Source organism: Type-F symbiont of Plautia stali (genome assembly GCF_059731105.1).
Genome location: NZ_AP035909.1, coordinates 1,412,992 through 1,435,158 on the forward strand (window position 1 = coordinate 1,412,992; position 22,167 = coordinate 1,435,158).

General features: G+C 53.9%; 23 protein-coding genes, 3 tRNA genes and 1 pseudogene. 13 read left to right on the forward strand and 14 right to left on the reverse strand.

Annotated elements, in window-relative coordinates; translation table 11 throughout:
• Genes rutD through rutA form a run of 4 tightly spaced genes read right to left on the reverse strand, consistent with a single transcriptional unit; the run spans nt 1 to nt 3,024 of the window.
• Nucleotides 1-807: a pyrimidine utilization protein D gene (rutD, locus tag AC6I7A_RS06590; protein ID WP_058958003.1), complete on the reverse strand. Its 807-nt coding sequence runs from the start codon at nt 805-807 to the stop codon at nt 1-3.
• Complete coding sequence (gene rutC, locus AC6I7A_RS06595; protein ID WP_009090999.1) at nt 807-1,202, reverse strand: pyrimidine utilization protein C; 396 nt, start codon at nt 1,200-1,202, stop codon at nt 807-809. Before rutC ends, rutD begins: the two co-directional genes overlap by 1 nt.
• A gap of 17 nt (nt 1,203-1,219) precedes the next feature.
• Entirely contained in the window at nt 1,220-1,933 is a 714-nt protein-coding gene (rutB, locus tag AC6I7A_RS06600) for a pyrimidine utilization protein B (RefSeq protein ID WP_033736577.1), read from the reverse strand.
• Entirely contained in the window at nt 1,933-3,024 is a 1,092-nt protein-coding gene (rutA, locus tag AC6I7A_RS06605; RefSeq protein ID WP_009090995.1) for a pyrimidine utilization protein A, read from the reverse strand. Before rutA ends, rutB begins: the two co-directional genes overlap by 1 nt.
• Nucleotides 3,025-3,330: 306 nt before the next feature.
• On the opposite strand from rutA, the gene rutR reads away from it, so the two are divergent.
• Nucleotides 3,331-3,966, forward strand: a complete 636-nt coding sequence (rutR, locus tag AC6I7A_RS06610; RefSeq protein ID WP_009090993.1) for an HTH-type transcriptional regulator RutR — start codon at nt 3,331-3,333, stop codon at nt 3,964-3,966.
• A gap of 38 nt (nt 3,967-4,004) precedes the next feature.
• On the forward strand, nt 4,005-4,979 hold the full coding sequence (locus AC6I7A_RS06615) for a metal-dependent hydrolase (protein ID WP_058958002.1): 975 nt from the start codon (nt 4,005-4,007) through the stop codon (nt 4,977-4,979).
• Between the two features lie 44 nt (nt 4,980-5,023).
• Here AC6I7A_RS06615 and cycA read toward each other — a convergent pair whose 3' ends face one another.
• A complete protein-coding gene (gene cycA / locus AC6I7A_RS06620) occupies nt 5,024-6,424 on the reverse strand; it encodes a D-serine/D-alanine/glycine transporter (protein WP_046101562.1) in 1,401 nt (466 codons plus the stop codon).
• 287 nt (nt 6,425-6,711) lie between these two features.
• Here cycA and AC6I7A_RS06625 point away from each other — a divergent pair, with 287 nt between their 5' ends.
• The 3 genes from AC6I7A_RS06625 (at nt 6,712) to AC6I7A_RS06635 (ending at nt 10,026) form a co-directional block, all read left to right on the forward strand.
• Nucleotides 6,712-7,407 carry an extensin-like domain-containing protein gene (locus AC6I7A_RS06625; RefSeq protein WP_058958001.1) on the forward strand — a complete coding sequence of 232 codons (696 nt, stop codon included), beginning with the start codon at nt 6,712-6,714 and terminating at the stop codon, nt 7,405-7,407.
• A 1,165-nt stretch (nt 7,408-8,572) separates the two neighbouring features.
• A complete protein-coding gene (locus AC6I7A_RS06630; RefSeq protein ID WP_009090985.1) occupies nt 8,573-9,295 on the forward strand; it encodes an autoinducer binding domain-containing protein in 723 nt (240 codons plus the stop codon).
• Nucleotides 9,296-9,414: 119 nt separating this feature from the next.
• Nucleotides 9,415-10,026, forward strand: a complete 612-nt coding sequence (locus tag AC6I7A_RS06635) for an acyl-homoserine-lactone synthase (RefSeq protein WP_033736343.1) — start codon at nt 9,415-9,417, stop codon at nt 10,024-10,026.
• A 37-nt stretch (nt 10,027-10,063) separates the two neighbouring features.
• Here the strand turns inward: AC6I7A_RS06635 and AC6I7A_RS06640 are convergent, their stop codons facing one another.
• On the reverse strand, nt 10,064-10,288 hold the full coding sequence (locus AC6I7A_RS06640; RefSeq protein WP_003849983.1) for a DUF2594 family protein: 225 nt from the start codon (nt 10,286-10,288) through the stop codon (nt 10,064-10,066).
• Between the two features lie 430 nt (nt 10,289-10,718).
• Here AC6I7A_RS06640 and uvrY point away from each other — a divergent pair, with 430 nt between their 5' ends.
• From uvrY to AC6I7A_RS06670, 6 genes are all read left to right on the forward strand, one after another.
• Complete coding sequence (uvrY, locus tag AC6I7A_RS06645; protein WP_009090981.1) at nt 10,719-11,378, forward strand: UvrY/SirA/GacA family response regulator transcription factor; 660 nt, start codon at nt 10,719-10,721, stop codon at nt 11,376-11,378.
• A complete protein-coding gene (uvrC, locus tag AC6I7A_RS06650) occupies nt 11,371-13,203 on the forward strand; it encodes an excinuclease ABC subunit UvrC (RefSeq protein WP_058958000.1) in 1,833 nt (610 codons plus the stop codon). Before uvrY ends, uvrC begins: the two co-directional genes overlap by 8 nt.
• Before the next feature lie 69 nt (nt 13,204-13,272).
• Complete coding sequence (gene pgsA, locus AC6I7A_RS06655; RefSeq protein WP_009090977.1) at nt 13,273-13,821, forward strand: CDP-diacylglycerol--glycerol-3-phosphate 3-phosphatidyltransferase; 549 nt, start codon at nt 13,273-13,275, stop codon at nt 13,819-13,821.
• A 152-nt stretch (nt 13,822-13,973) separates the two neighbouring features.
• Nucleotides 13,974-14,049, forward strand: a tRNA-Gly gene (locus AC6I7A_RS06660).
• Between the two features lie 40 nt (nt 14,050-14,089).
• A tRNA-Cys gene (locus AC6I7A_RS06665) sits at nt 14,090-14,163 on the forward strand.
• 10 nt (nt 14,164-14,173) lie between these two features.
• Nucleotides 14,174-14,260 (forward strand) — tRNA-Leu (locus AC6I7A_RS06670).
• Nucleotides 14,261-14,364: 104 nt separating this feature from the next.
• Here AC6I7A_RS06670 and AC6I7A_RS06675 read toward each other — a convergent pair.
• The 4 genes and pseudogenes from AC6I7A_RS06675 to AC6I7A_RS06690 form a co-directional block, all read right to left on the reverse strand.
• Nucleotides 14,365-14,570, reverse strand: a pseudogene (locus AC6I7A_RS06675) (integrase); the annotation flags it as partial.
• A 382-nt stretch (nt 14,571-14,952) separates the two neighbouring features.
• A complete protein-coding gene (locus AC6I7A_RS06680) occupies nt 14,953-16,032 on the reverse strand; it encodes an acyltransferase family protein (protein ID WP_058957999.1) in 1,080 nt (359 codons plus the stop codon).
• Nucleotides 16,033-16,060: 28 nt separating this feature from the next.
• Entirely contained in the window at nt 16,061-16,807 is a 747-nt protein-coding gene (locus AC6I7A_RS06685) for a glycosyltransferase family 25 protein (RefSeq protein ID WP_058957998.1), read from the reverse strand.
• A gap of 585 nt (nt 16,808-17,392) precedes the next feature.
• Complete coding sequence (locus AC6I7A_RS06690) at nt 17,393-17,590, reverse strand: hypothetical protein (protein ID WP_009090971.1); 198 nt, start codon at nt 17,588-17,590, stop codon at nt 17,393-17,395.
• A gap of 181 nt (nt 17,591-17,771) precedes the next feature.
• On the opposite strand from AC6I7A_RS06690, the gene AC6I7A_RS06695 reads away from it, so the two are divergent.
• Nucleotides 17,772-17,969: a DUF6404 family protein gene (locus tag AC6I7A_RS06695; protein ID WP_009090969.1), complete on the forward strand. Its 198-nt coding sequence runs from the start codon at nt 17,772-17,774 to the stop codon at nt 17,967-17,969.
• A gap of 38 nt (nt 17,970-18,007) precedes the next feature.
• On the opposite strand, the gene AC6I7A_RS06700 is transcribed toward AC6I7A_RS06695, so the two are convergent.
• The 4 genes from AC6I7A_RS06700 to AC6I7A_RS06715 all read right to left on the reverse strand — a co-directional run bounded on the left by AC6I7A_RS06700 (nt 18,008) and on the right by AC6I7A_RS06715 (nt 21,590).
• Nucleotides 18,008-19,513, reverse strand: coding sequence for a SulP family inorganic anion transporter (locus AC6I7A_RS06700; RefSeq protein ID WP_058957997.1), 1,506 nt, complete (start codon nt 19,511-19,513; stop codon nt 18,008-18,010).
• A 145-nt stretch (nt 19,514-19,658) separates the two neighbouring features.
• Nucleotides 19,659-19,913 carry a biofilm/acid-resistance regulator YmgB/AriR gene (locus AC6I7A_RS06705; protein WP_033736573.1) on the reverse strand — a complete coding sequence of 85 codons (255 nt, stop codon included), beginning with the start codon at nt 19,911-19,913 and terminating at the stop codon, nt 19,659-19,661.
• A gap of 379 nt (nt 19,914-20,292) precedes the next feature.
• A complete protein-coding gene (locus tag AC6I7A_RS06710) occupies nt 20,293-20,700 on the reverse strand; it encodes a DUF2000 domain-containing protein (RefSeq protein ID WP_009090963.1) in 408 nt (135 codons plus the stop codon).
• A 41-nt stretch (nt 20,701-20,741) separates the two neighbouring features.
• Nucleotides 20,742-21,590 (reverse strand): AraC family transcriptional regulator, encoded by an 849-nt coding sequence (locus tag AC6I7A_RS06715; RefSeq protein WP_058957996.1) that lies wholly within the window; start codon nt 21,588-21,590, stop codon nt 20,742-20,744.
• 145 nt (nt 21,591-21,735) lie between these two features.
• Here AC6I7A_RS06715 and AC6I7A_RS06720 point away from each other — a divergent pair, with 145 nt between their 5' ends.
• Nucleotides 21,736-22,167 carry a MarR family winged helix-turn-helix transcriptional regulator gene (locus AC6I7A_RS06720; protein ID WP_009090959.1) on the forward strand — a complete coding sequence of 144 codons (432 nt, stop codon included), beginning with the start codon at nt 21,736-21,738 and terminating at the stop codon, nt 22,165-22,167.

Here is a 22,167-nt window from a genome sequence, read left to right on the forward strand (position 1 = left end):
TTAGACGACGCGCTGCAGGGGCTGCACGTCATCAGTCTGATCCAGCCACTGCAGCAGCCGGGTATTAAAGGTTTCGGCGTCGGTGACGCTCATGGCGTGTCCGCCCCAGGCCATTCTCTGCTCCGTGGCGTTGGGCAGGGCGGCAGCCAGCACGGATGAGCAGCTCCACGGCACCAGCAGGTCATCTTCACTGGCGATCACCAGCACCGGTTGCGGGATCGCGGCTGCCCGGGCGCTGAAATCTGCGCTCATCAGGGCGTGCAGCCGGCGCATCAGGTTTTCCATGCCCTGAAAATGGGCGACATGATGACTGTCCTCAAGCTCAAGCCGCGTCTGATGCTGCGCCATCCATTCTGCCGGATAGAGAAACAGCGGCTGAGCACGGACAAAGGCATCCACGCCGACGTTCAGCAGCAGATCCTGGCGCACCTGAAAGCAGCGGCGGGTATGGGGATGCAGCGACAGCCAGCCGTTGATCACCACGATCCGCTCGATCCGCTCCGGGTAATCCAGCGCCAGCTGCATCCCCAGCAGGCCACCCAGCGCATGACCAATCAGGCTGAAGCGCAGGATGCCGTGCTGCGCCAGCGCATCGGCCAGCTCCGCCGCCATCATCGCCATACTGTAGCCCTCCGGCAGCGTGTCAGCGCTGCGTCCGGTGCCTCGCTGGTCATAACAGACCACCCGATAGCGTGTCGTCAGCGCCGCCAGCTGTGGCTGCCAGAAACCGGCTACGCCGCCCAGCCCGGAGGAGAGCACCAGCGTCGGTGCATCGGGATTTTGCAGGCCCAGAATATCCAGCTGCATCAGACCTCCGGCTTGCCAATGTGGGCCACGCTGGCGATCTCAATCAGCGCATCCGGTTTGACCAGCCCGCACTGAATACAGAATCGGGCCGGTTTATCGCCGGGAAAGTAGTCGGCGTAGACCTGGTTCACCGCACCATAGTTTGCCCAGTCGGTGATAAAAATAGAGTTGAAGGTGACATCCGCCATCGTGCCACCCGCGGTTTCAATCACCTTTTTAATGGTTTCCAGTACGTGGCGGGTCTGCGCGGCGGCATCCCCGACATGCACCACGTTGTTGTCAGCATCAAACGGCAGCGTGCCCGAAACATAGACCACGCCATCTGCCAGCGTGCCAGGGACAAACGGGGCGATGGGCGTCGTGGTACCCGGTGGAACAATGATACTTTTTGGCATAGCGTCATCCTCGGTGATCAGGGGGCTTTCAGGCTTTCGCAGAAGGTATCGACATCCGATACCCAGCCAAAAAAGGTTTCGATATTGAACAGCGCCGCCTGCTGGGCAAATGGCGGGCCTGCCTGGTAGGTTGCGTCTTCCAGCACCACGCCGAAGTACTCCAGAAAGAAGCCGTCGCGCAGCGTCGATTCCACACAGACGTTGGTGGCAATGCCGGTAAAGATCAGATGACGAATGCCGCGACTGCGCAGCATGCTGTCGAGCGGCGTGTTATAGAAGCCGCTGTAACGCGATTTAGGCAGCACAATGTCCCCGGGCTGCGGCACCAGTTCATCTACCAGTGCATAATCCCAGCCGCCTTTGGAAAGCAGCGTGCCCTGCAGTTCAGGTCGTTTGCGCATGGTTTTCAGCGCATTTGATTTGTGAAAGTTGGGCGAACCGGCATCACCGGCTTCAACATAGTCACTGTCCCAGCCGTTCTGGAACCAGATAATCTGCACGCCTGCGGCACGCGCCGCCGTCACCGCCTGATGAATCTTCGCTATCACCGGTTGTGTGGCGGAAACATCAAAGCCCGCCAGGTCAAGATAACCCCCTTCAGTGGCGTAGGCGTTCTGCATATCGACCACGATCAGCGCACTCTGACCGGGGGGAAAAGCAATCGGCTCCGGCCGGGCTGGCAGTTCGACCTGAGTCACGTCAGGCGTGTGAGCGCAGTAAACGGTATTCATCATGCCACCTCCTTCTGTGCATCCAGCAGGGCGCTGCGACAGCGCATCAGCGGCTGGATGTGTTGTCCGAAGTTCTCGATCCCTTCCAGGAAATCATCAAAGGTCAGCAGCACGCCGTGGGTGCCTTCAACCTGAGCCACTTCATCCAGCATCCGCGCCACGCTGGCCCAGGAGCCGACCAGGGTACCCATATTGATGTTGACGGCAGAGGTGGGGTCGGCCATCTGGCGCACGTTGGTGTCGCTGCCCGATTTGGTATCCTGCTGACTCTGGGTGGTCAGCCAGGAGAGCGCCTCTTCATCGGCACCGGCTTTGTAGTGTTCCCACTTCGCCCGCGCTTCCTCATCGGTTTCCGCGGCAATGATCATGAACAGGACGTAGGAGCCGACGTCGCGACCGGCTTTCTCCGCCGCCTGTTTCATGCGAATCGAGGTTGAGCTGAACGCGGCAGGGGTGTTTACCCCTTTACCAAAGCAGAAGTTGTAATCGGCATACTGTGCGGAGAAGGCCATACCGGCGTCGCTCTGACCGGCGCAGATGACCTTCATCGGGCGCTGCGGCTGCGGACTGACGCGACAGTCGTTCATGGTGAAGAATTCACCTTTAAAGTCCGATTTTCCGGTGCCCCACAGGTCGCGCAGCACGGTAACGTATTCGGTCAGATAGGCGTAGCGGCTGCTGAAGTACTCATCGCCAGGCCACATACCCATCTGTTCATATTCCGGTTTCTGCCAGCCGGTGACCAGGTTGACGCCGAAACGGCCGCCAGAGATGGAGTCAATGGTGGACGCCATGCGCGCCACAATGGCCGGTGGCAGCGTCAGGGTGGCGGCAGTGGCATAAATTTCAATACGTGAGGTGACGGCTGCCAGACCAGCCATCAGGGTGAATGACTCCAGGTTATGATCCCAGAATTCTGTTTTTCCGCCGAAGCCGCGCAGTTTGATCATCGAAAGCGCAAAGTCGAAATGGTAATGCTCTGCTTTCAGTACGATTGCCTTATTGAGTTCAAAGGTTGGCATGTACTGCGGTGCATTGGAGGAGATCAGCCAGCCATTGTTACCAATCGGAATAAAGACGCCTATCTTCATGTGAAACCTCGTTGCGATGGGGGAAAGGTGTTTCACGCGCGGCACTGCATCCTGCCTCATCCCTGTGGGCTGCGCTCAGTCACAATTTTGCAAACCCTGTGCCACAATTTTTAATTGTTTATATAACAATGGGTTAAAATGAAGAGGAAAAATAAAAGTGGAGTGACTGGTCCATTTCAGACCGTTTGGTCAAAATTCGCTGCACGTTTTCCATGCAGGCTGAGCAAAAAAGGTGCAGCACGCTGGTTAGGCAGCCAGAGATCCCTTTGCTATGATGCGATGACACCTGACGGATGAGGTAAGGCAGTGAAAACCGATGAAAAAAAGCCAACGCGTCGTTCACGCGCGGTGGCGGCAAAGCGAGCGGCGATACTGGATGCGGCGCTGACCCTGTTCTCGCAGTTTGGTATTCATGGCACCAGCCTCGATAAGGTGGCCGAACTGGCAGACGTTTCCAAAACCAATCTGCTCTACTATTTTCCCTCGAAAGAGGCGCTCTATGTGGCGGTGCTGAAACAGATTCTGGATGTCTGGCTGGCGCCGCTGCGCGCGCTGGCACACGATCAGGATCCGCTGATGGCCATCCGGCGCTATATCCGGCTGAAGCTGGAGGTGTCGCGCGATCATCCTCAGGCCTCCCGGCTGTTCTGCCTGGAGATGCTGCAGGGCGCACCGCTACTGAAAGGGGAGCTGGCGGGCGACCTCAAGCAACTGGTGGATGATAAGGCGGCGATAATTGAGCGCTGGATTGATGAAGGGCGTCTGGCTGGCGTCCAGCCGCAGCATCTGATCTTTATGCTCTGGGCCACAACGCAGCACTATGCCGATTTCGCCACGCAGGTGGAGGCGGTGACCGGACAGACCCTCAGCGACGCCGCGTTCTTTGAGCAGACTGTCGAGAACGTTCAGCGCATGATCATTGAAGGCATTCGCGTACGCTGATTCCGCGCAGATTCACGGTTCGGTAACGGAGTTAATCTATGGATTCTGTTTCGCAGTGGGTACTGGGCGCCTCCGTCAGCGTCGCGGTGATGGGGCGTCGGGTTCCGATCTGGCAGGCGGCACTGGTTGGGGGTGTCTGCGGCACCCTGCCCGATCTGGATGTCTTTATCGATCATGGCGATGCAATACGCAACATGACGCTGCATCGCACCGAAAGTCATGCGCTGCTCTGGCTCACGCTGATCTCCCCGCTGGTTGCCTGGCTGGTGGCGGGGCTGTGTCGTCAACGGGTGGCATGGCGGGCGTGGTGGCCTGCCATCTGGCTGGCACTAATCACGCACCCGCTGCTCGACCTGATGACGGTGTATGGCACCCAGCTTGGCCTGCCGCTCACTGACTTTCCCTATGCGATTGGCAGCATCTACATTATCGATCCCCTCTATACGCTGCCGCTGCTGGTGGGGCTGGCTGTGGCGCTCTGGCGTGGCGGTGAACGGGGGCTGCGCGGCAACCGGCTGGGATTAACGCTGAGTTCGCTTTATCTGGTCTGGAGCGTGGTGATTCAGGGCGTGGCAGGCTGGCAGATCCGGCAGTCGCTGACCGGGCAGGGGATTCCGACCGATAAGGTACTGGTGACGCCAACGGCGTTCAATACGCTGGTCTGGCGCAGCGTGATCCTGACCGGCGACCGTTATGGCGAAGCTTACTGGTCGTTACTGTCGCCTTCGCGTCCGCTACAGGTGACGTGGTATCCGCGTCATCCCGAACTTTACAAAGGGTTTCGTGGCAGCTGGTATGCAGAGCGCGTCGCCTGGTTCAGCCACGGTTTTTATGCCCTGCGTGAGCAGGATGGGCAGACGACGATAGCTGACCTGCGTATGGGCGAAGGGGAAAACTATACCTTTACCTTTGGTCTTGGCACGCCTCAGCAGCCCGATCCCCGGCCGCAGCGCTTACCTTCTGAACGGCCGTCGTTGTCCGCCAGCTTTTCTGCGCTGGGCGAACGCCTGTAAAAAAGCCCGGTCATCTGACCGGGCTTCCTCTCTGACAGGCAGAATTAGCGACTGCGTGAGCCGCGATGACGCAGCCACCAGCCCACACCCAGCAGGGCGAACCAGAGTGGCGTCACCATCAGCGCCTGGCGCGTATCATCCTGCAGGGTCAGCAGCACCAGCACAAAGGCAAAGAAGGCCATGCAGACCCAGCACATCAGCTTGCCCAGCGGCATCTTAAAGCCGGATTCCGCATGACGCTGCGGATGCTTTTTGCGATAGGCCAGATAGCTGCACAGGATAATGGTCCAGACAAACATAAACAGAATCGCCGAGACGGTGGTTACCAGGGTGAAGACCGTCATCACATCCGGGATCAGGTAGATTAACGCCACGCCCGCCAGCAGGCAGAAGCAGGAGAAAAACAGACCGGTGGTCGGGACGGCGCGGGCTGAGAGCCGGCCAAAGGCGCGGCTGGCAACCCCCTGCTGTGACAGACCATAGAGCATCCGGCTGGTGGAGAAGATGCCACTGTTCGCGGAGGAGGCAGCTGAGGTCAGCACCACAAAGTTGACGATACTCGCGGCAGCGGGCAGGCCAATCAGGACAAACATCTCAACAAACGGGCTGCGATCGGCCATCACCTGGGTCCATGGCGTCACCGCCATAATGACCATCAGCGCCAGCACATAAAACATGATGACCCGCAGCGGGATGGCATTAATCGCGCGTGGCAGGACTTTATGCGGATCGTGAGTCTCTGCTGCCGCCGTGCCAACCAGTTCAATCCCGACAAAGGCGAACACTGCAATCTGGAATCCGGCAAAGAAGCCGCTGAGCCCTTTCGGGAACAGTCCGCCATGATCCCAGATGTTGCTCAGTGCCGCCGTACCGCCGCCCGGAGAGGGGTAGTGGATGGAGACCAGCACAATGCCCGTCACGATCAGCGCGACAATGGCGACGATTTTAATAATCGCAAACCAGAACTCCATCTCGCCGAACAGCTTGACGGTCGCAATGTTGAGTGCCAGAAAGACCACCACGCAGAGCAGGGCGCTCATCCAGATCGAGAAGCCCGGAAACCAGAGCTGGAAATAGGCGCTGATGGCCACCACGTCAGCGATGCCGGTGACCACCCAACAGAACCAGTAGGTCCAGCCGGTAAAGTAGCCTGCCCAGGGGCCGAGTAGATCCGCGGCAAAGTCGCTGAACGATTTATACTCCAGATTGGAGAGCAGCAGTTCTCCCATCGCGCGCATGACAAAGAACAGCATAAAGCCGATGATCATATAGACGAAAATGATCGAGGGGCCGGCCAGGCTGATGGTTTTACCTGAGCCCATAAACAGGCCGGTTCCGATCGCGCCGCCGATGGCGATCAGCTGAATGTGTCGGTTGTGCAGGTTGCGCCGTAGCTTGTCGGGGCCTTCCTGCGTCAAGGGGGCATCTTTAGATTGATCGACCATAGAATACTCTTTCCTGTCTTGATGTTGTGTCAGCTCTGCTGGCTGATAATGAATAGCCTTACCCGAAGGGCTGGTCGGCATAAGATAGAGGAAGTCACCCCAAAGCCGGTAACAGTTTTTTACCTGATGTGACTCCGGCCATGGTCAGCCAGAGCAATCGTTGCGCATTCTGGTTAATCGTGCGTCAGCCAGGGTAAGGATTCATCACGTTATGTCAGTTGCACAGCGCAGCGTGAATCTGGCTTCTACACTTTTTGTTTGCTAATCATCATGCTGCGAGAGGGGTTATGCGCACGCTTATCCTGTTTTTGCTGTTAATCGCGCTGGGCTGGATGAGCCTGCCATGGCTGAAGCAGCATCTGCCACCGCAGTTCAATCCCTTTACCCCGCTCGCCGTTACCGATCCTCCGGGCTGGATGACCCGGATTAAGATGAAACGGCTGGCCGGCGATCCCGATGCCTGCCTTGCCGTGATGCGCCGCGCTCAGCAGGCCGGGTGGGTGACGTTCAGCGAACGACCGGCAGTAACGGGCAACTGTCCCCTCAGCGACCCGCTGCGCATTCAGCGATTTGGTCCGGTGAGCCTCCGCAGCAGCTTTCTGGCGAGCTGTCCGATGGCGGTTGCCAGTACGATGTATGCCCTGCGCAGTCGTCAACAGACCGCCAGGGATATGCAGAGTCCACTGGTACGGATTACGCATGTTGGCAGCTACGCCTGCCGTAACATTTATCATCGCGCGCAGGGGCGATTGAGTGAACATGCCACCGCCGATGCCTGGGATGTGACCGGCTTCCAGCTGGCAGATGGTCAGCGGCTTGAGGTCAGTCGTCACTGGCAGCAGCCCGGGCAAAAAGCGGCCATGCTGCATACCTTGTGGCGGGGGGGATGTGAGGTGTTTGGCAATGCGCTGGGCCCGGATTACAACACGGCACACGCTTCACATTTTCATCTGGGGATGCGGGGCGCGGGCTATTGCCGGTAAATCATCAGTCAGGACTAATACCATCTTTGATTAATAATTGATCGGCTATCTGTAAAAATTCAGTCCAGTTATCTGCTGGAATCTGGCACCGGCCGGAAATCATTCATTCGCTGAGAGAACAACATTAAGGCATTTGATTTTAGTGCCATCTATTTAAAGAGTAAAACTGTCCGCCGAATAAATGCGCTATTCCCTTTTTCTCCTCTCTCATCAAATACTCGTCACTGAGCGACAGAATGAAAATATTTCACCATGCAGACAGCCGAATTAAGTGAAATGAGAAGGGAAAATTAACAAATGCGCTGGGGCGTTATCTCTGTTTTTTTACAGGCAGGATTATTTTTCAGATAGTTTAACCCGGTGACTATCTATAATGTCATTCTGCTGACTAAACTACGATAAAGGGTGGGCCTGCTATTGCAACAGCCGCTTCGCTTTTAACGGGATCGAAATCAGGCTGAAGAGTTAAGTGAGGCTTATCAGGAAGCAGTTTTTGCCTGATCTTTTCTTTTGCAGGCTGTCAGGATGATAAACAGCAAAAAGCCGCCGGATGGCAGAAGAAAAATAGAGGGTGGTCAGGAGCCGCGGGTTAACTTAAGCAACAGAACCGGCGAAAGTCTGCAGAAAAACGCAGCACAACATTTGCGCTCCTGAGCCCGCAGCGGCAGGCCAGCGAGCCTCTCCGCCTGCCTCGCCGCGTTTCCCGGCGGCTGGATGATCCGGCAGCCAGCTGCATGCCGGAGAGGTTTAAAAACGCCGATCTTATTTCCTGATGAGAAATATGTTGGCGGTTCCTGGGGAGGCAGCGTTAATCGAATTGAATTAACGTCTTGTTTACTCATTATTTACTCAATAAGCAGTAGCGCTATTTATTATTTCCGCTCCATTTGCAAATTTGCGATAAAGTGTTACCAGGTGACAGGCATTGAAATCCTATAAGAAAAATCTTATTCTTAGGGTGTGATTGAAAATGGCGTGACCAACCTCACATTGCCCGGACAGGGACACGTTTTCACTCCGCCATGACGATGAAAGGTAAAAGGCGCTTCATCAGGCAACGGATTCATCTCTGACGATATATTCATTTTTTCTGAAAAATTTAAACTCTCTGATGAGTCTGATTGAATAGCATCGGAAGGGCGGGTGAAAATAATGCTGAGGCAATATGAGTAGTGAAAATTATTTCGCCTGGCGAAGCAGTGTGAAAGAACAATTTCAGGCATTAACGACCTCATCTGAATTGAAGGCGTTATTGCAACATTTTACGGAATCATTAGGCTTCGATTATTTTGCTTTTTTGATTCAGCACCCGGTGCCATTTACCCGACCGCGCATTCATTTATACAGCACCTATCCCACATTATGGGTTAAACGCTATGAGAAGCAGAATTATTACGCGGTGGACCCGGTGCTCAGCTTGTGTCAGCGACCTGGGAGGGGGATGGCATGGACGGAGGCGCAGTTTGCTGACGCAGGCAACCTGTGGCGGGAGTCGCGGGAATATGGGCTTCAGAGCGGTTTTTCTTGCTCTGCAATGGCACCAAATCGCGTCATTGGTATATTATCTATATCGTCCCAACAGCCCATTTCTGTCCAGCTCTGCCATGCTGAGCTGGAGGTGAAACTCCACCTTTTAGCGGAACTAAGCCTGGATACGCTGGAACGCTTTAGCGATGATGCGATGATGGTACTGAAAAATGCGTTAAGTCAGCGCGAGCTGGAAATTCTGAAATGGACAGCCGAAGGAAAAACGGCGGTCGAGATTTCACTTATTTTATCCATCTCTGAACATACCGTTAACTTTCATCAAAAAAATATGCAAAAGCGTTTCAATGTTTCCAATAAAACGCAGATTGCCTGTTATGCAGCCGCAATCGGACTGATTTGAACATCAACAACTGCCACCTTTGGCAGTTTCTTTGTACGGGTCAGTTGTCTACCCTGCGCCGGAACTTTGCCAGGCTGGCGCAAAAAATCATTGCAACATGGGGATGTCAGAGGCGCATGATGAAAATAGTGCAAACGCAGTTAAAGGATATGCCATCCTCTTTGCTCGCCGAACTGGGCAGCTACCGTTACAGCGTCTTTGCGCGCGGCGAAGGGTGGTCTATTCCGCCGCGCCTGAGCACGCCAGGACAGGAGTATGATCGCTACGATCGTTCAGATGTGACCTGGCTGATCGCATGGAATGCCCGTGCAGGGATCTGCGGCTGTGCCCGCCTGATGCCCTGGTTTGAGCCTGAGCAGAGTGAAGGCATCGTGCTGCCCTTCAGCCATGAGAAAGTCTGGGAAATGTCGCGCTTCTCTGCACGCCTGGATGTGGATGCCGAACTGCCGCTGAACATACTCTGGCACGCGGTACAGCTGGCGGAACTGCACGGCATGGAGTACATCATCAGTTCGGCAACGCCAATGCTGGAGAAGATGTTTGAGCAGCATCAGGTGGTCTATGAGCCACTCACACCCGGCCTGATTCTGTCAGAAGATAATCTGTTTGCGATCCGTATTCCGGTGACTCAGCCTGCGCTGGCAGAGAAGTATCGGGGCACCCGACGCTTCAGCCCGGAAGAGGTGCTGCCGACGCTGGGTGTGTCGGTCAACTGGCAGTCGCATAATTAGGTCAATTGCCCCCGCGGCTGGGGGCAACACAACACGCTTACTGACGGTAGGCGGTTTTAATCTGCTTGATGGTATTGCTGAACACTTCCGCCTGCGGTTTGTCGCCCAGCGTCTGTACATAGCGTTCCATGTTAATAATCACTTTTCCCGCATCAGCCTGACCCATCCCTTTCAGAATCAGGGTGATCATCATCTTCAGCCCCGCGATTTCATCCGCTAATTTCCGGGCTTCCTGGGAAGTTGCAAAATCTTCATCGCTCATGAGTTTCTCCTTGGTGAATGACAACGTGTCGGCAATCTGTCCGCACAGCAGTGCGTGAGTATACCACAGGGGAGGTAAGTTGCTGATGGTGCCGGTCCGCTTTGCCGTTAAAGGCTGTTTCGTCCAGCACAACTAATCAATCGCTGAAAGTAATCACACGATTAACTGGCCCGGAGCGGACAGCAATGCGTTGTAGACATGTTTACCGAACGCGGTTGTTAATCTTCTGAAATACAGAGAATTTAATCAATATGCAACGATGCTGATGATGAGCAGAAAAGTCTGATGCGACGCGCCACGCCCGGCTGAGGGTAATGATGCAATGCGTCCACTGTTTTGCTTTGTTGATGTGCTTTTGGGGCAAAAGCGGGTATGATTACCGCTCACATTACCTGATTGCTTCCTCTTTTTAGCCTCTGGAGTTTCCCCGTTGATCAGTGTGCTTCTTGTTGATGACCATGAACTTGTCCGTGCCGGGATCCGTCGTATCCTGGAGGATGTTAAAGGGCTGGCCGTGGTCGGAGAGGTTAACTGCGGCGAGGATGCGGCCAAATGGTGCCGGTCCAATCAGGTGGATGTCATTCTGATGGACATGAATATGCCGGGTATTGGCGGGCTGGAAGCGACGCGAAAAATCGTGCGCTACAACCCTGATATCAAAATTATCATGCTGACTATCCATACCGAAAATCCGCTGCCTGCCAAAGTCATGCAGGCGGGGGCTGCGGGTTACCTCAGTAAAGGGGCCGCGCCGCAGGAAGTTATCAACGCGATTCGTTCGGTCAATGCCGGCCAGCGCTACATCGCGTCAGACATCGCCCAGCAGATGGCTCTGAGCCAGATTGAACCACAAAAAGCGGAATCTCCCTTCAGCTGTTTGTCGGAAAGGGAATTGCAGATTATGCTGATGATCACCCGAGGACAAAAGGTGACGGAAATTTCCGAGCAGTTAAATCTCAGTCCTAAAACCGTTAACAGTTACCGCTATCGGATGTTCAGCAAACTGAATATCAGTGGCGACGTCGAGTTAACGCATCTGGCCATTCGACATGGCCTCTACAATGCGGAGCCGTTAATCAGTAGTGAATGACGTTTTTGATTCCAGAGCTTTTCTGAGTACGGTAACCAGCAAGCCCGGTGTTTACCGCATGTATGACGCCTCAGGCACCGTCATCTATGTGGGCAAAGCCAAAGACCTGAAGAAGCGTTTGACCAGCTACTTCCGCACGCAGGTCGGCAGCCGCAAAACCGAAGCGCTGGTCAGCAATATCCAGCACATCGATGTCACCGTAACCCATACCGAAACCGAAGCGCTGCTGCTTGAGCATAACTACATCAAGCTCTATCAGCCGCGCTATAACGTCCTGCTGCGCGATGATAAATCGTATCCCTACATATTCCTCAGCAGCGATACCCATCCACGTCTGGCGATGCACCGTGGCGCAAAACATGCCAAAGGCGAATACTTCGGCCCGTTTCCGAATGGCTACGCGGTGCGTGAAACCCTGGGCCTGCTGCAAAAAGTGTTCCCTATCCGCCAGTGCGAAAACAGCGTCTACCGCAATCGCTCCCGGCCCTGTCTGCAATATCAGATAGGCCGCTGCCTGGGTCCCTGTGTGGCCGGGCTGGTCAGTGAAGAGGAGTATGCGCAGCAGACCGACTATGTGCGCCTGTTCCTGGCCGGTAAAGACGATCAGGTGCTTAATCAGCTGGTCAGACGCATGGAAGAGGCGAGTAGCGGACTGCGTTTTGAAGAGGCTGCACGACTGCGCGACCAGATTCAGGCTGTGCGGCGGATCACTGAAAAGCAGTTTGTCTCAAATCAGGGTGATGACCTCGATGTCATGGGCGTGGCCTACGACGCCGGTATGGCCTGTCTTCACGTGCTCTTTATTCGTCAGGGTAAAGTGTTGGGTAGCCGCAGCTACTTCCCGAAAGTCCCGGTGGATACCGATCTGGCCGAGGTGGTGCAGACCTTTGTCGGGCAGTTCTATCTGCAGGGCAGCGAGGCTCGCACCCTGCCAGGTGACATCCTGCTGGACTTTACCCTGCCAGAGCGCGAGCTGCTGGCTGAGTCTCTGAGTGAACTGGCGGGACGCCGGGTTAATATTCAGAGCAAGCCGCGCGGCGATCGCGCCCGTTACTTGAAGCTGGCGCGCACCAATGCCGCGACCGCGTTAACCACGCGTCTCTCTCAGCACTCCACCATTCATCAACGCCTGATGGCACTGGCGGAGTTCCTTGAGCTTGACCGGATCACGCGCATGGAGTGTTTCGATATCAGTCACACCATGGGTGAGCAGACCATCGCCTCCTGCGTGGTCTTTGACCAGAATGGTCCGCTGCGCGCCGATTATCGCCGCTACAACATCAGTGGCATTACGCCGGGCGATGACTACGCCGCCATGAACCAGGTGCTGCGTCGTCGCTATGGCAAAGCCATTGAGGAAGAGAAGATCCCGGATGTCATTCTGATTGATGGCGGCAAGGGGCAGCTGGCGCAGGCGATACAGGTCTTTGCGGAACTGGACGTGCCCTGGGATAAGACGCGGCCGATTCTGCTCGGCGTGGCTAAAGGCAGCGATCGCAAAGCCGGACTGGAGACGCTCTTCTTTGAAGCAGAAGGTGAGGGCGTTTCGCTGCCGCCTGATTCGCCCGCGCTGCATGTGATCCAGCACATTCGTGACGACGCTCACAATCATGCGATTTCGGGCCACCGTAAAAAACGGGCGAAAGTAAAGAACACCAGTGCACTCGAGAGTATCGAAGGGGTGGGGCCAAAACGACGTCAGCAACTGCTCAAGTACATGGGGGGCCTGCAACCGCTGATGAATGCGTCGGTGGAGGAGATCGCCAATGTGCCGGGTATCTCTCATGCGCTGGCAGAAAAAATATACTACTCACTGAAACACTAGCATTGAAACGGGGGGGGCAATGTAGGAACATAGGCTAAATTCTACCTATATCCAGACAGTTACCGGCATATGCAATTAAACATTCCGACGTGTCTCACCCTGTTTCGAGTCGTGCTCATCCCGTTCTTTGTGCTGGCTTTCTATCTGCCGTTCACCTGGGCACCGCTTGCTACCGCATTGATTTTTGTCTTTGCAGCCATCACCGACTGGTTTGATGGCTTCCTGGCGCGCCGCTGGAAGCAGACGACGCGTTTCGGGGCTTTTCTCGATCCGGTGGCGGACAAAGTCATGGTCGCGATTGCGCTGGTGCTGGTCGCAGAATATTTCCACGCCTGGTGGATTACTCTTCCTGCCGCAACCATGATTGCGCGCGAGATCATTATCTCTGCGCTGCGTGAGTGGATGGCGGAGATTGGCAAACGCAGCAGCGTATCGGTGTCCTGGATTGGTAAAGTCAAAACCACGGCTCAGATGTTCTCACTGTTTGCCTTGCTGTGGCGTCCGGATGCCACCATTGTGGCGGTGGGTGTCGTCGCATTATATGTGGCTGCGGTGCTGACTTTCTGGTCAATGTTCCAGTATTTAAGCGCGGCGCGCGGCGATCTGCTCGAACCGTGATCGATACGATTTAAAAAGCAGCAAACGGACAGGCGGTGAGGATAATTTTATTGACTCATCGCGTCAGGTCAGTAGAATGCAACGCATCGAAAGGCAGCGTGTCTGTCAGAAGATAAGTAAAATCAGCAGGTTCGACGAAATTGCTGAAAATTGCGGGAATAGCTCAGTTGGTAGAGCACGACCTTGCCAAGGTCGGGGTCGCGAGTTCGAGTCTCGTTTCCCGCTCCAGATTCGCAGGTCAGGATAACCTGGCGGCACATCAGTTTAAGGCGCGTTGGCAGAGTGGCTATGCAGCGGATTGCAAATCCGTGTACCTCGGTTCGACTCCGGGACGCGCCTCCAGTTACACCCTGCCCGGGTGGTGAAATCGGTAGACACAAGGGATTTAAAATCCCTCGATCGTAAGGTCGTGCGGGTTCAAGTCCCGCCCCGGGCACCATATCGATTTACCAATAAAATCAATGATAAGCAGTGTCGTATGACCGCCTCATAAGGGCGGTTTTTTTGTGCCTGAATTCATCTTCCTGATATCCATTCCTGATATTATTTCCCTTTCACCTGTCCGCCAACGACTGGAACCACCACTATTTTTCTGTCATAAGCGGCTGTCTGCTCCACGTTTTTATGCCCCGTTATTGCTTTTTTCTCGTAAAGGTACCCTCCAGATCGGAAACTCCCTTAGTCTTCGGATCATGGAATGTGAAATCAAACAGTAACTCTGGAAATTTTAATTTTGCCGCCTCACGCGCAGCACTAAAGTGCTCAGCCCGACGGATTTCTCGTGGGTATGATCGGGATATTAACACGGCGTCGTTAACTGGCTGGTCCAGCGATGCGATTCTGATTTCGGGCAGTCAATATGAAAAACTGTTTGAAGGGCAGGCTAGTGGCAGAATATTCACTACGGATGACAGCGTCAGACCTGTTTCAACAGTCCTGCGATTGACTGGCAGGCGAGGGGTGAGCAACAGCGTCAAAACTTGCTAATCACTACCAGTGAGGTAACAGCCGATTAGCGAACAGAATTACAATTGGACATGATCAGCGACGAGGACAAAGTAAGCCCGACCTCATGGACGAGCCAGCCTAAAATTTAAAATCACCGCTATTTCTAACGGATCAATTTAAACCCTATAAAACTGCTTGCTTATCAGGTTTGGGGATGAGTCTATTTCTTATGAGGTTGCAAAGATTAGTTTCAAACAGCTTATAGAATATTATAGAAAATAAAACCGTAAGGGTCAGAGCTAACAAAAATGCTATTAAACCTGAATATAGCCCGTGATAGTGTTGGGCTATAATTTTTCTGGCTATTGATAAACCGTGTGGATGCATCAAATAAACAGAAAACGATACGGTACCAATCGATGTTAGAATTTTAGGAGGTCTGATTCCATACTGATATTCATAACTGATAGTTGTTAGTATTAAGAAAAAAGAAGCGGCAAAGAAATCGTAACTACCGTTTCCCGGAAGGCTGCCAAAGCCTAGAGTAATATATGTAAAATATAGCGCGGTTAGTGATATTGCTGCTCTGCCAACTATTTTTGAGTGATATAGTCTGAAGTTAATTGCTATGTACCCGATAAACAGACCAGCTAAAAACTCTAACATCATCCCATTAGTTATCAGTGCCAAATATCCATAATATCCATAATTCATGCTGGTCAATGAAGTCCTATAACCATGAGTAGCGACTGGAAGTGAGACGGAACATGCAATAATTAACGTGATAACTAGGTTTTTATAATTCCTAAAAATTAAGGCGAGAGCACAGATGCTATAAAAGACAAATTCATAGTTAAGCGACCAACCAACAAAAAGCCGCGGATAACCAAAGAAGGGGGCAGGTTGCATAATGTCAGCTGGAAGAAAAGTGAAAGCATGCAGGGCTGAATACCATTTATCCCATGAGTTACCTGCTATAAAAATTGTCGCTATGACGTATGGTGGAACAATACGGCAAATTCTTTTTGTGAAGAATACGGCTGAGGATTTAATTCCACCATTTTCGGTTAGAGAAATATAATAAAAAATAAACCCACTTATAATAAAAAACAGATCAACGCCGATTGCACCCTGAGCAAAAATCCAATTAGCCAAAGGAATGTCCGATGCCAAATCGGTTCGGAAATGAAACATTACGACCAGCATCGCCGCGAGACCGCGCATAGATTGTATTGAGTGAAGTTTTTTCTGTTCAAAATGCATTGTATGCAAAATCCTTTTAAATAATGGTTTACTTAATTATTTTGATAAAAGCTCTCATAAAAGATGTCCAGATTAAACGCCTGAGTTTGATTTTTAATGGTCTGCGTTTCTTTATTTCACTCCAGGCATATTCTTTTTTCTCTATTATCCATTTGCAATTTTTATGCGATTGTATTGTCGAAAAGTGAGAGTGTTCTGTCTTTCTTATTATTGATGGTATTACAGCTTCAACATTGCAAACGGAATACTCTTTTAGTATTTGCCATCTGTCAGCCACCATCCAAACGGGATAAAGAAAAGTGGCGAGATTTTTAGCTGCTTGATTATTGATGATGTATCCATGTGAGCACGATGCTTCAAGCACACTATGAATGCTTAATTTTTGGCCTAATATGCATCTTGGCTTGGAGATATATTGTGAGACTTCAGTTAGCAGGGTAACCGTAGGGTATAGGTTTTGTTTTTGTTTTAAATGATGCATAACCTGAATGATTTGGTAATCAAGTTGTGCGTCGTCTTCAAGTATTAACGCGAAGGGTATATTGTTGCTGACAATTTTTCTATAAATTTTGATGTGGCTTAGAGCGCAACCTATTTCGCCAGAGGTTACCGCGTAATTAAGTGTTTTGGTATGCTTCACGATTTCATCATAATTAAGTTGAGAACCGTCTACAGCCTCAACGATTTCATAATCAAGCTGAAGCAGGGACAGTTGCTGTTCGATGGATGCCCGCCTTTCGGGGGACCGAGCTAAATTTATAACAAATATTTTCATAATTTAAACCTTTGTGAACCAATGGTTGCTGGTTTTTATATCAGCAACGAACATAACCGCTGTGTTAGAGGTTTTTTTTGATTCAGGTTCGCAATCTGTTTGATGTTCTAAATAAAGAATTGTCTTTTGGGAATGCCATGCCTCGCCATAAGATAGAAAATCACGGAATGAGCCTCGAAAATTTTTAGATGCGCACTTTAATTTGTACGCTTTATTTTTAGTATGATGCCTCACATTTAACAGGAGGCTCTATGGATAATAACTTCGAAGCGCAGTATATGACGCAGCATGCACGGCAATGGGTGAGGCTGTTTGGCAACTAATAGCCAATGATATGCCGGTGACGGGTGAGGCCATAGCCAGCATGATTGGAACACTCGCAGAGCACCGACCTGATGTAGCGGACAGCATCGCGTTATCAGTGTTGTGTCAGGCGTAACGCTTTCGCTGCCAGATCAGCCGTCGGGTAATGAGAGTGAACAGGGGCAGGATGGGGGAATAGCGTCGCTGCCTGCCGGCAGAATGGGTAACGTCCCATGCGGGGGCGGCATCAGCCAGCCTGCAGGGCAGGCTGGCTGATTAATATCAGGCCTGAGGCTGGCCTGCAGGACCGACGCCACCGGGTGCGCCCACCGGTGCCTGTCCACCCGGCGGCGGCGGTGGCGGGGCATCTTTGCCTGGCGGAGGCGGCGGCGGTGCATGTCTGGGCGGTGGGGTCGGTGCGCAGGCGGTCAGCGTAGCAAGGATGGTCAGCGTCGATAACAGATAAGCAGTACGTTTCATCGTAATTCCCTGATCGGTTAAGCGGAGCGTTAAGTATAGATAAGCGCCGTCAAAACGCCTGACGCGAAGCAGACGGCAATGTTATTGTCGATTATTTGAGATGCTTCGCAACTTGTGCACGGTAACCATGCGTTTCAGACCAGAGATCGCTAAGGTAGCGCATCAATTAAGAGGAGTGGTTATGAATGGCATAATGAAGTTCGTCCGCGGCTGGCTGGTCTTCTCTCTCTTATGGGGCGTGTTCATGTGGTTTATGTCATGGCAGGAGCAGGGCAAAGCGCCGGGTCTGGCAATTCTGATGAGTCTCTATGCGGGATTAATCTATCAGGCTCTCATGACGATGGTCGGCCGCTACCGGACGCGGCGTCAGCAGGCGTAACAGGTTCTGCTGCCGCAGAGGCAGCAGAACCGCGCACGTTAACCGAAGTTACCGGTCAGACGTTGATGGAAGTCGGTACTGCGGGAATCCAGCCCCTCAATTGTCACTTCGGCACCATATCTTTGATAGCGATACTCAATGCCATCCAGCGCCGCGACGCTGGACGCATCCCAGATCTGCGCATGGGTTAAATCGATCGTGACCTTTTTGGGATCGTGAGCGTAATCGAAATGCTCAAACAGGTCGTTGCTGCTGGCGAAGAAGAGCGGGCCGCGCACGACATAGCGCACCGACTGACCATCATCGCTCAGGTGACGCTCTGCATGGATAACATGCGCAATGCGGCGGGCAAAGAGCAGCATGGCAAGGATCACCCCCGCAAGCACACCCAGCGCCAGATTGCCCGTCCAGACCGTGACCGCCACCGTCAGCACCATAATCAGCGTTTCTGACCACGGCATACGCTTCAGGGTGGCGGGCTGCAGGCTGTGCCAGTTAACGGTTTTCACCGCGACGACCATCATGATGCCCGCCAGAACCACCATCGGGATCTGCGCCATAATCTGGCTCAGTCCGGTCACCAGTAACAGCAGCACCAGACCGGCCGCAACGGTAGAGACCCGGCTGCGTGCCCGACCCAGTTCCACATTGACGATGGTCTGACCGATCATCGCACAGCCTGCAATACCGCCATAGAAGCCCGCCAGAATGTTCGCCACGCCCAGGCCCCAGGATTCACGGCGCTTACTGGAGGGGGTATCCGTCAAATCATCGACCAGTTTGGCGGTCAGTAGCGACTCCATCAGCCCGACAAACGCGATACTCAGTGCCGTGGGCCAGATAATCTGCAGCGTCTGCAGGTTCAGGGGCACCAGCAGCGTATTCAACCCGGGCAGGCCAGGGCTCATCGGCCCCTCGTCACCCACGTTCGGCATGCGATAGCCCATCAGCAGTGCCACCGCCGTCACCACTACAATGGCGACCAGCGGGGAGGGCACACTTTTTATCAGGCGCGGCAGCAGCAGCACAATGGCCAGGGTGACGGCAAAGAAGATCCACACCAGGGGTGACTGACCCCAGACGTGCGGCACCTGCGCAAAGAAAATCAGGACCCCAAGCGCATTCACGAACCCCAGCATTACCGAGCGCGGAATGTAACGCATCATGCGCGCCAGACCGGCCAGGCCAAACAGAATCTGGATGATGCCGCCCAGCACAACGGCGGGCAGAATATATTCCACGCCATGCAGATGCACCATCGGCCCGATGACCAGCGCCACGGAACCGGCGGCAGCCGTGACCATGGCCGGGCGACCGCCCAGAATCGACAGGGTCAGACAGAGTACCACCGAAGCCACCAGGCTGACTTTCGGGTCGACACCGGCAATCACGGAAAAGGAGATCACTTCAGGGATCAGGGCCAGCGCGGTAATCACACCGGCCAGGCATTCGCGGGTCAGCAGCGCAGGCGAACGCAGTACGCGCCCCGTGCTGATATCGCCCGCCACAACGTCAGTTGCGGTAACATCATTAGTCTGGGTCATAAAGGATTGCAGGCTCTTTAGTTATTTTGCTCCCGCGCGGAAGGCGGAAAGAATGGGATAAACAGTGAGAGGCAGATACTACCGGGGGATCGACGAAGATACCAGAAAAAGGCGGTGGATTCCCTCCCTGGAATCGCGACTACAGTTAAAAGTCATCCGGGGTTTTGTGGACCACCAAGTCAAGCAGCTGACGGTAGATATCCAGCGAATCCCTGTCGCTTTCCAGTTCCAGCCGGTGGATCAGCTTTGAAATAATGGCCTTATTACTGACAGGCATACCCGATTGCAGGATTTCTGCGATCAGGACACCCAGCATTTCCATCTCGCTGGCGGGTTTATTCGCTGCGGGATTGAAATAGTCGGCAATTTCCTGGTCAGTCCGGGGAAGTGTATTTTGCATGTGTAAGCCCTTCATAACAGCCCGATTCCGGTTCGGATGTCAGGACAAAATCGATCAAAAAAACCATCGCATGGACAGATGCGATGGTGCCAGCGTGAACATAACGCAGATAAAAAATAACCTCTGAAGGTGGAAATCCACTGACACCTTCAGAGGCGACGCAAGTGCATCATTCGTTACAGAGTCGCATGACAACTCGTGGCAGTAAAGTTATACAATGAAAGCCAATCTGTACAATCGAATCCTTTTGCAAAATGTGCTATTTGCCGCTTTTCAGCAGCTTATAAGGATTATTCCGAGAAAAAATCTGTACAGAGAACCTATACAACCCGCAGATTCGACCGGACAGATAAAAACAGTCAGGCACCCCGCAGGGTGATCAGGCAAATAACGCCAGCTTTGCCGTCAGCTTACGCAGCGCTTTTTTATCACCCACGATCGCGAGACCCAGCAGCCGCCACTGCCGCCGCGATTGCTGGCGCAGGGCGATGCTGAGCGCCTGATAATCGGTGGTGGTCTGTCCCTCTTCGGGAAACAGCACCCGATCGTATCCGGCCTCTTCGGCCTGCAGCAGCAGTGCCCGCAGCTGCTCATCGGTGGCCGCCAGCACGGGAATACCGGTGCTGATCAGACCGGGGGAGGGATGGCGCTCCGCATCTTCCAGCGCGTCGCCAACCAGCTCCGGATGACGCTGCCCCAGCGTTAATGCCAGCACGGCAGCGGCGTTGGTGGCTTTACCGGCTGGCAGCGCGGCATTCAGTATCATCACACATCGTAAGTCCTGCATTGCGTTTCTCCTCACTCAAAAAACGCATTGTGGCAACGGTGTCAGTTCGGGTCTGGAAGATTTGTGCAGGCGTGCTGATAGCGTGACGGCGTGAGCTGGCAGGCGCGTTTAAACCAGCGCCCCAGATGGCTCTGGTCGGCAAAACCCAGCGCGACGGCCACGTCGGCAACCGGCTGGCCCTGCGCCAGCTGCCGGCGCGCCTGGCTCAGCCGCCACTGCACCAGCCAGGCGTGAGGCGGCAGGCCCCAGTGCGCCTGAAACAGGCGTGATAACCGGAAGCGGTCCACCTGCAGCTGCTGTGCCATCTGCGCCAGGCCAGGATTTTCCGCATGATGGGCGATCAGCCAGTCACGCGCCTGTAATGCCAGCACCGTATCTTTATCCGGGTGGCGATCGGGCAGGAATATCTGCTGGTGCGGCGTAAGCTGAGCGAATAACCGATCCAGAACCGCCTCTTTGATCAGGGCGGGATGGTTGTGCCACAGCGCCTCGAAGGCATGCCAGACGGCATAGGCCAGCGACCGATCGTCGCGCAGCGTTGCGGCAAACTGTAATGCGGGGGAGGGCGGCGCGTCACGCCCGGCCGGGTTGAGATGCTGTGCAATCTGCTGTGGAGAAAGGTAGAGCATACGGTAGGTAAAACCCTGTTCGTTGATGGCATCCCCATCATGCAGCTCTTCCGGTTCCAGCATAAACACCGTGCCGGGTCGGCTCCGGTGCTGTCTGCGCCGCGAGTGAAACTGCTGTACTCCCTGCTCAGTCACACCGATCAGATAGCTGTCATGCCAGTGCGGATCATAGGCGTGACCGGTAAAATGAGCGCGCAGCGCCTCAATACCGCTGATGGCGTCACGGCGGAGATCCACCCAGTTTGCTGCTGGCTGTTTCATATTATCGGGCTCCCGATAGCGGACTCTGGACATTCTGCCGCGATCCACTAGTTTTTAACAGAACGGGCGCTTTTCAATCCCGTTTTGCTTTGCGTATAATAACCTTTCTATTTAATCAGAATCCTAACCATTAGGCTGCTAACATTTGTCTCAGCATACCCGTACCTTCACCCATTTACTGCACCTGACCGCACATGCCTGGCGCCTGGCGGTAGATCGTCATCTCAGAGACAGCGGCTTAAGTATGAGCAGCTGGATGGCTATTGGCCTCATCGCCAGCGAACCGGAACGCATGACGCAAACCGAACTGGCGCAATTGCTGGGGCTGGAAGATGCCAGCATGGTTCCGCTGGTGGATCGACTGGTCAAACAGTCGCTGCTGACGCGGGTGCAGCCGCCGGAAGATCGCCGCAAGCGCCACCTGGTGCTGACCGAAAAAGGCAACGAGGCGTTTGCCCGCGTGAAAACCGAGGCCGATGCGCTGCGTACGGAGATGCTGGCTGACATCGATCCGCAGGATCTGGCCGTTACCGAACGTGTGCTGCAACAACTGCTGAGTCGTATGGGAAGTATGTAG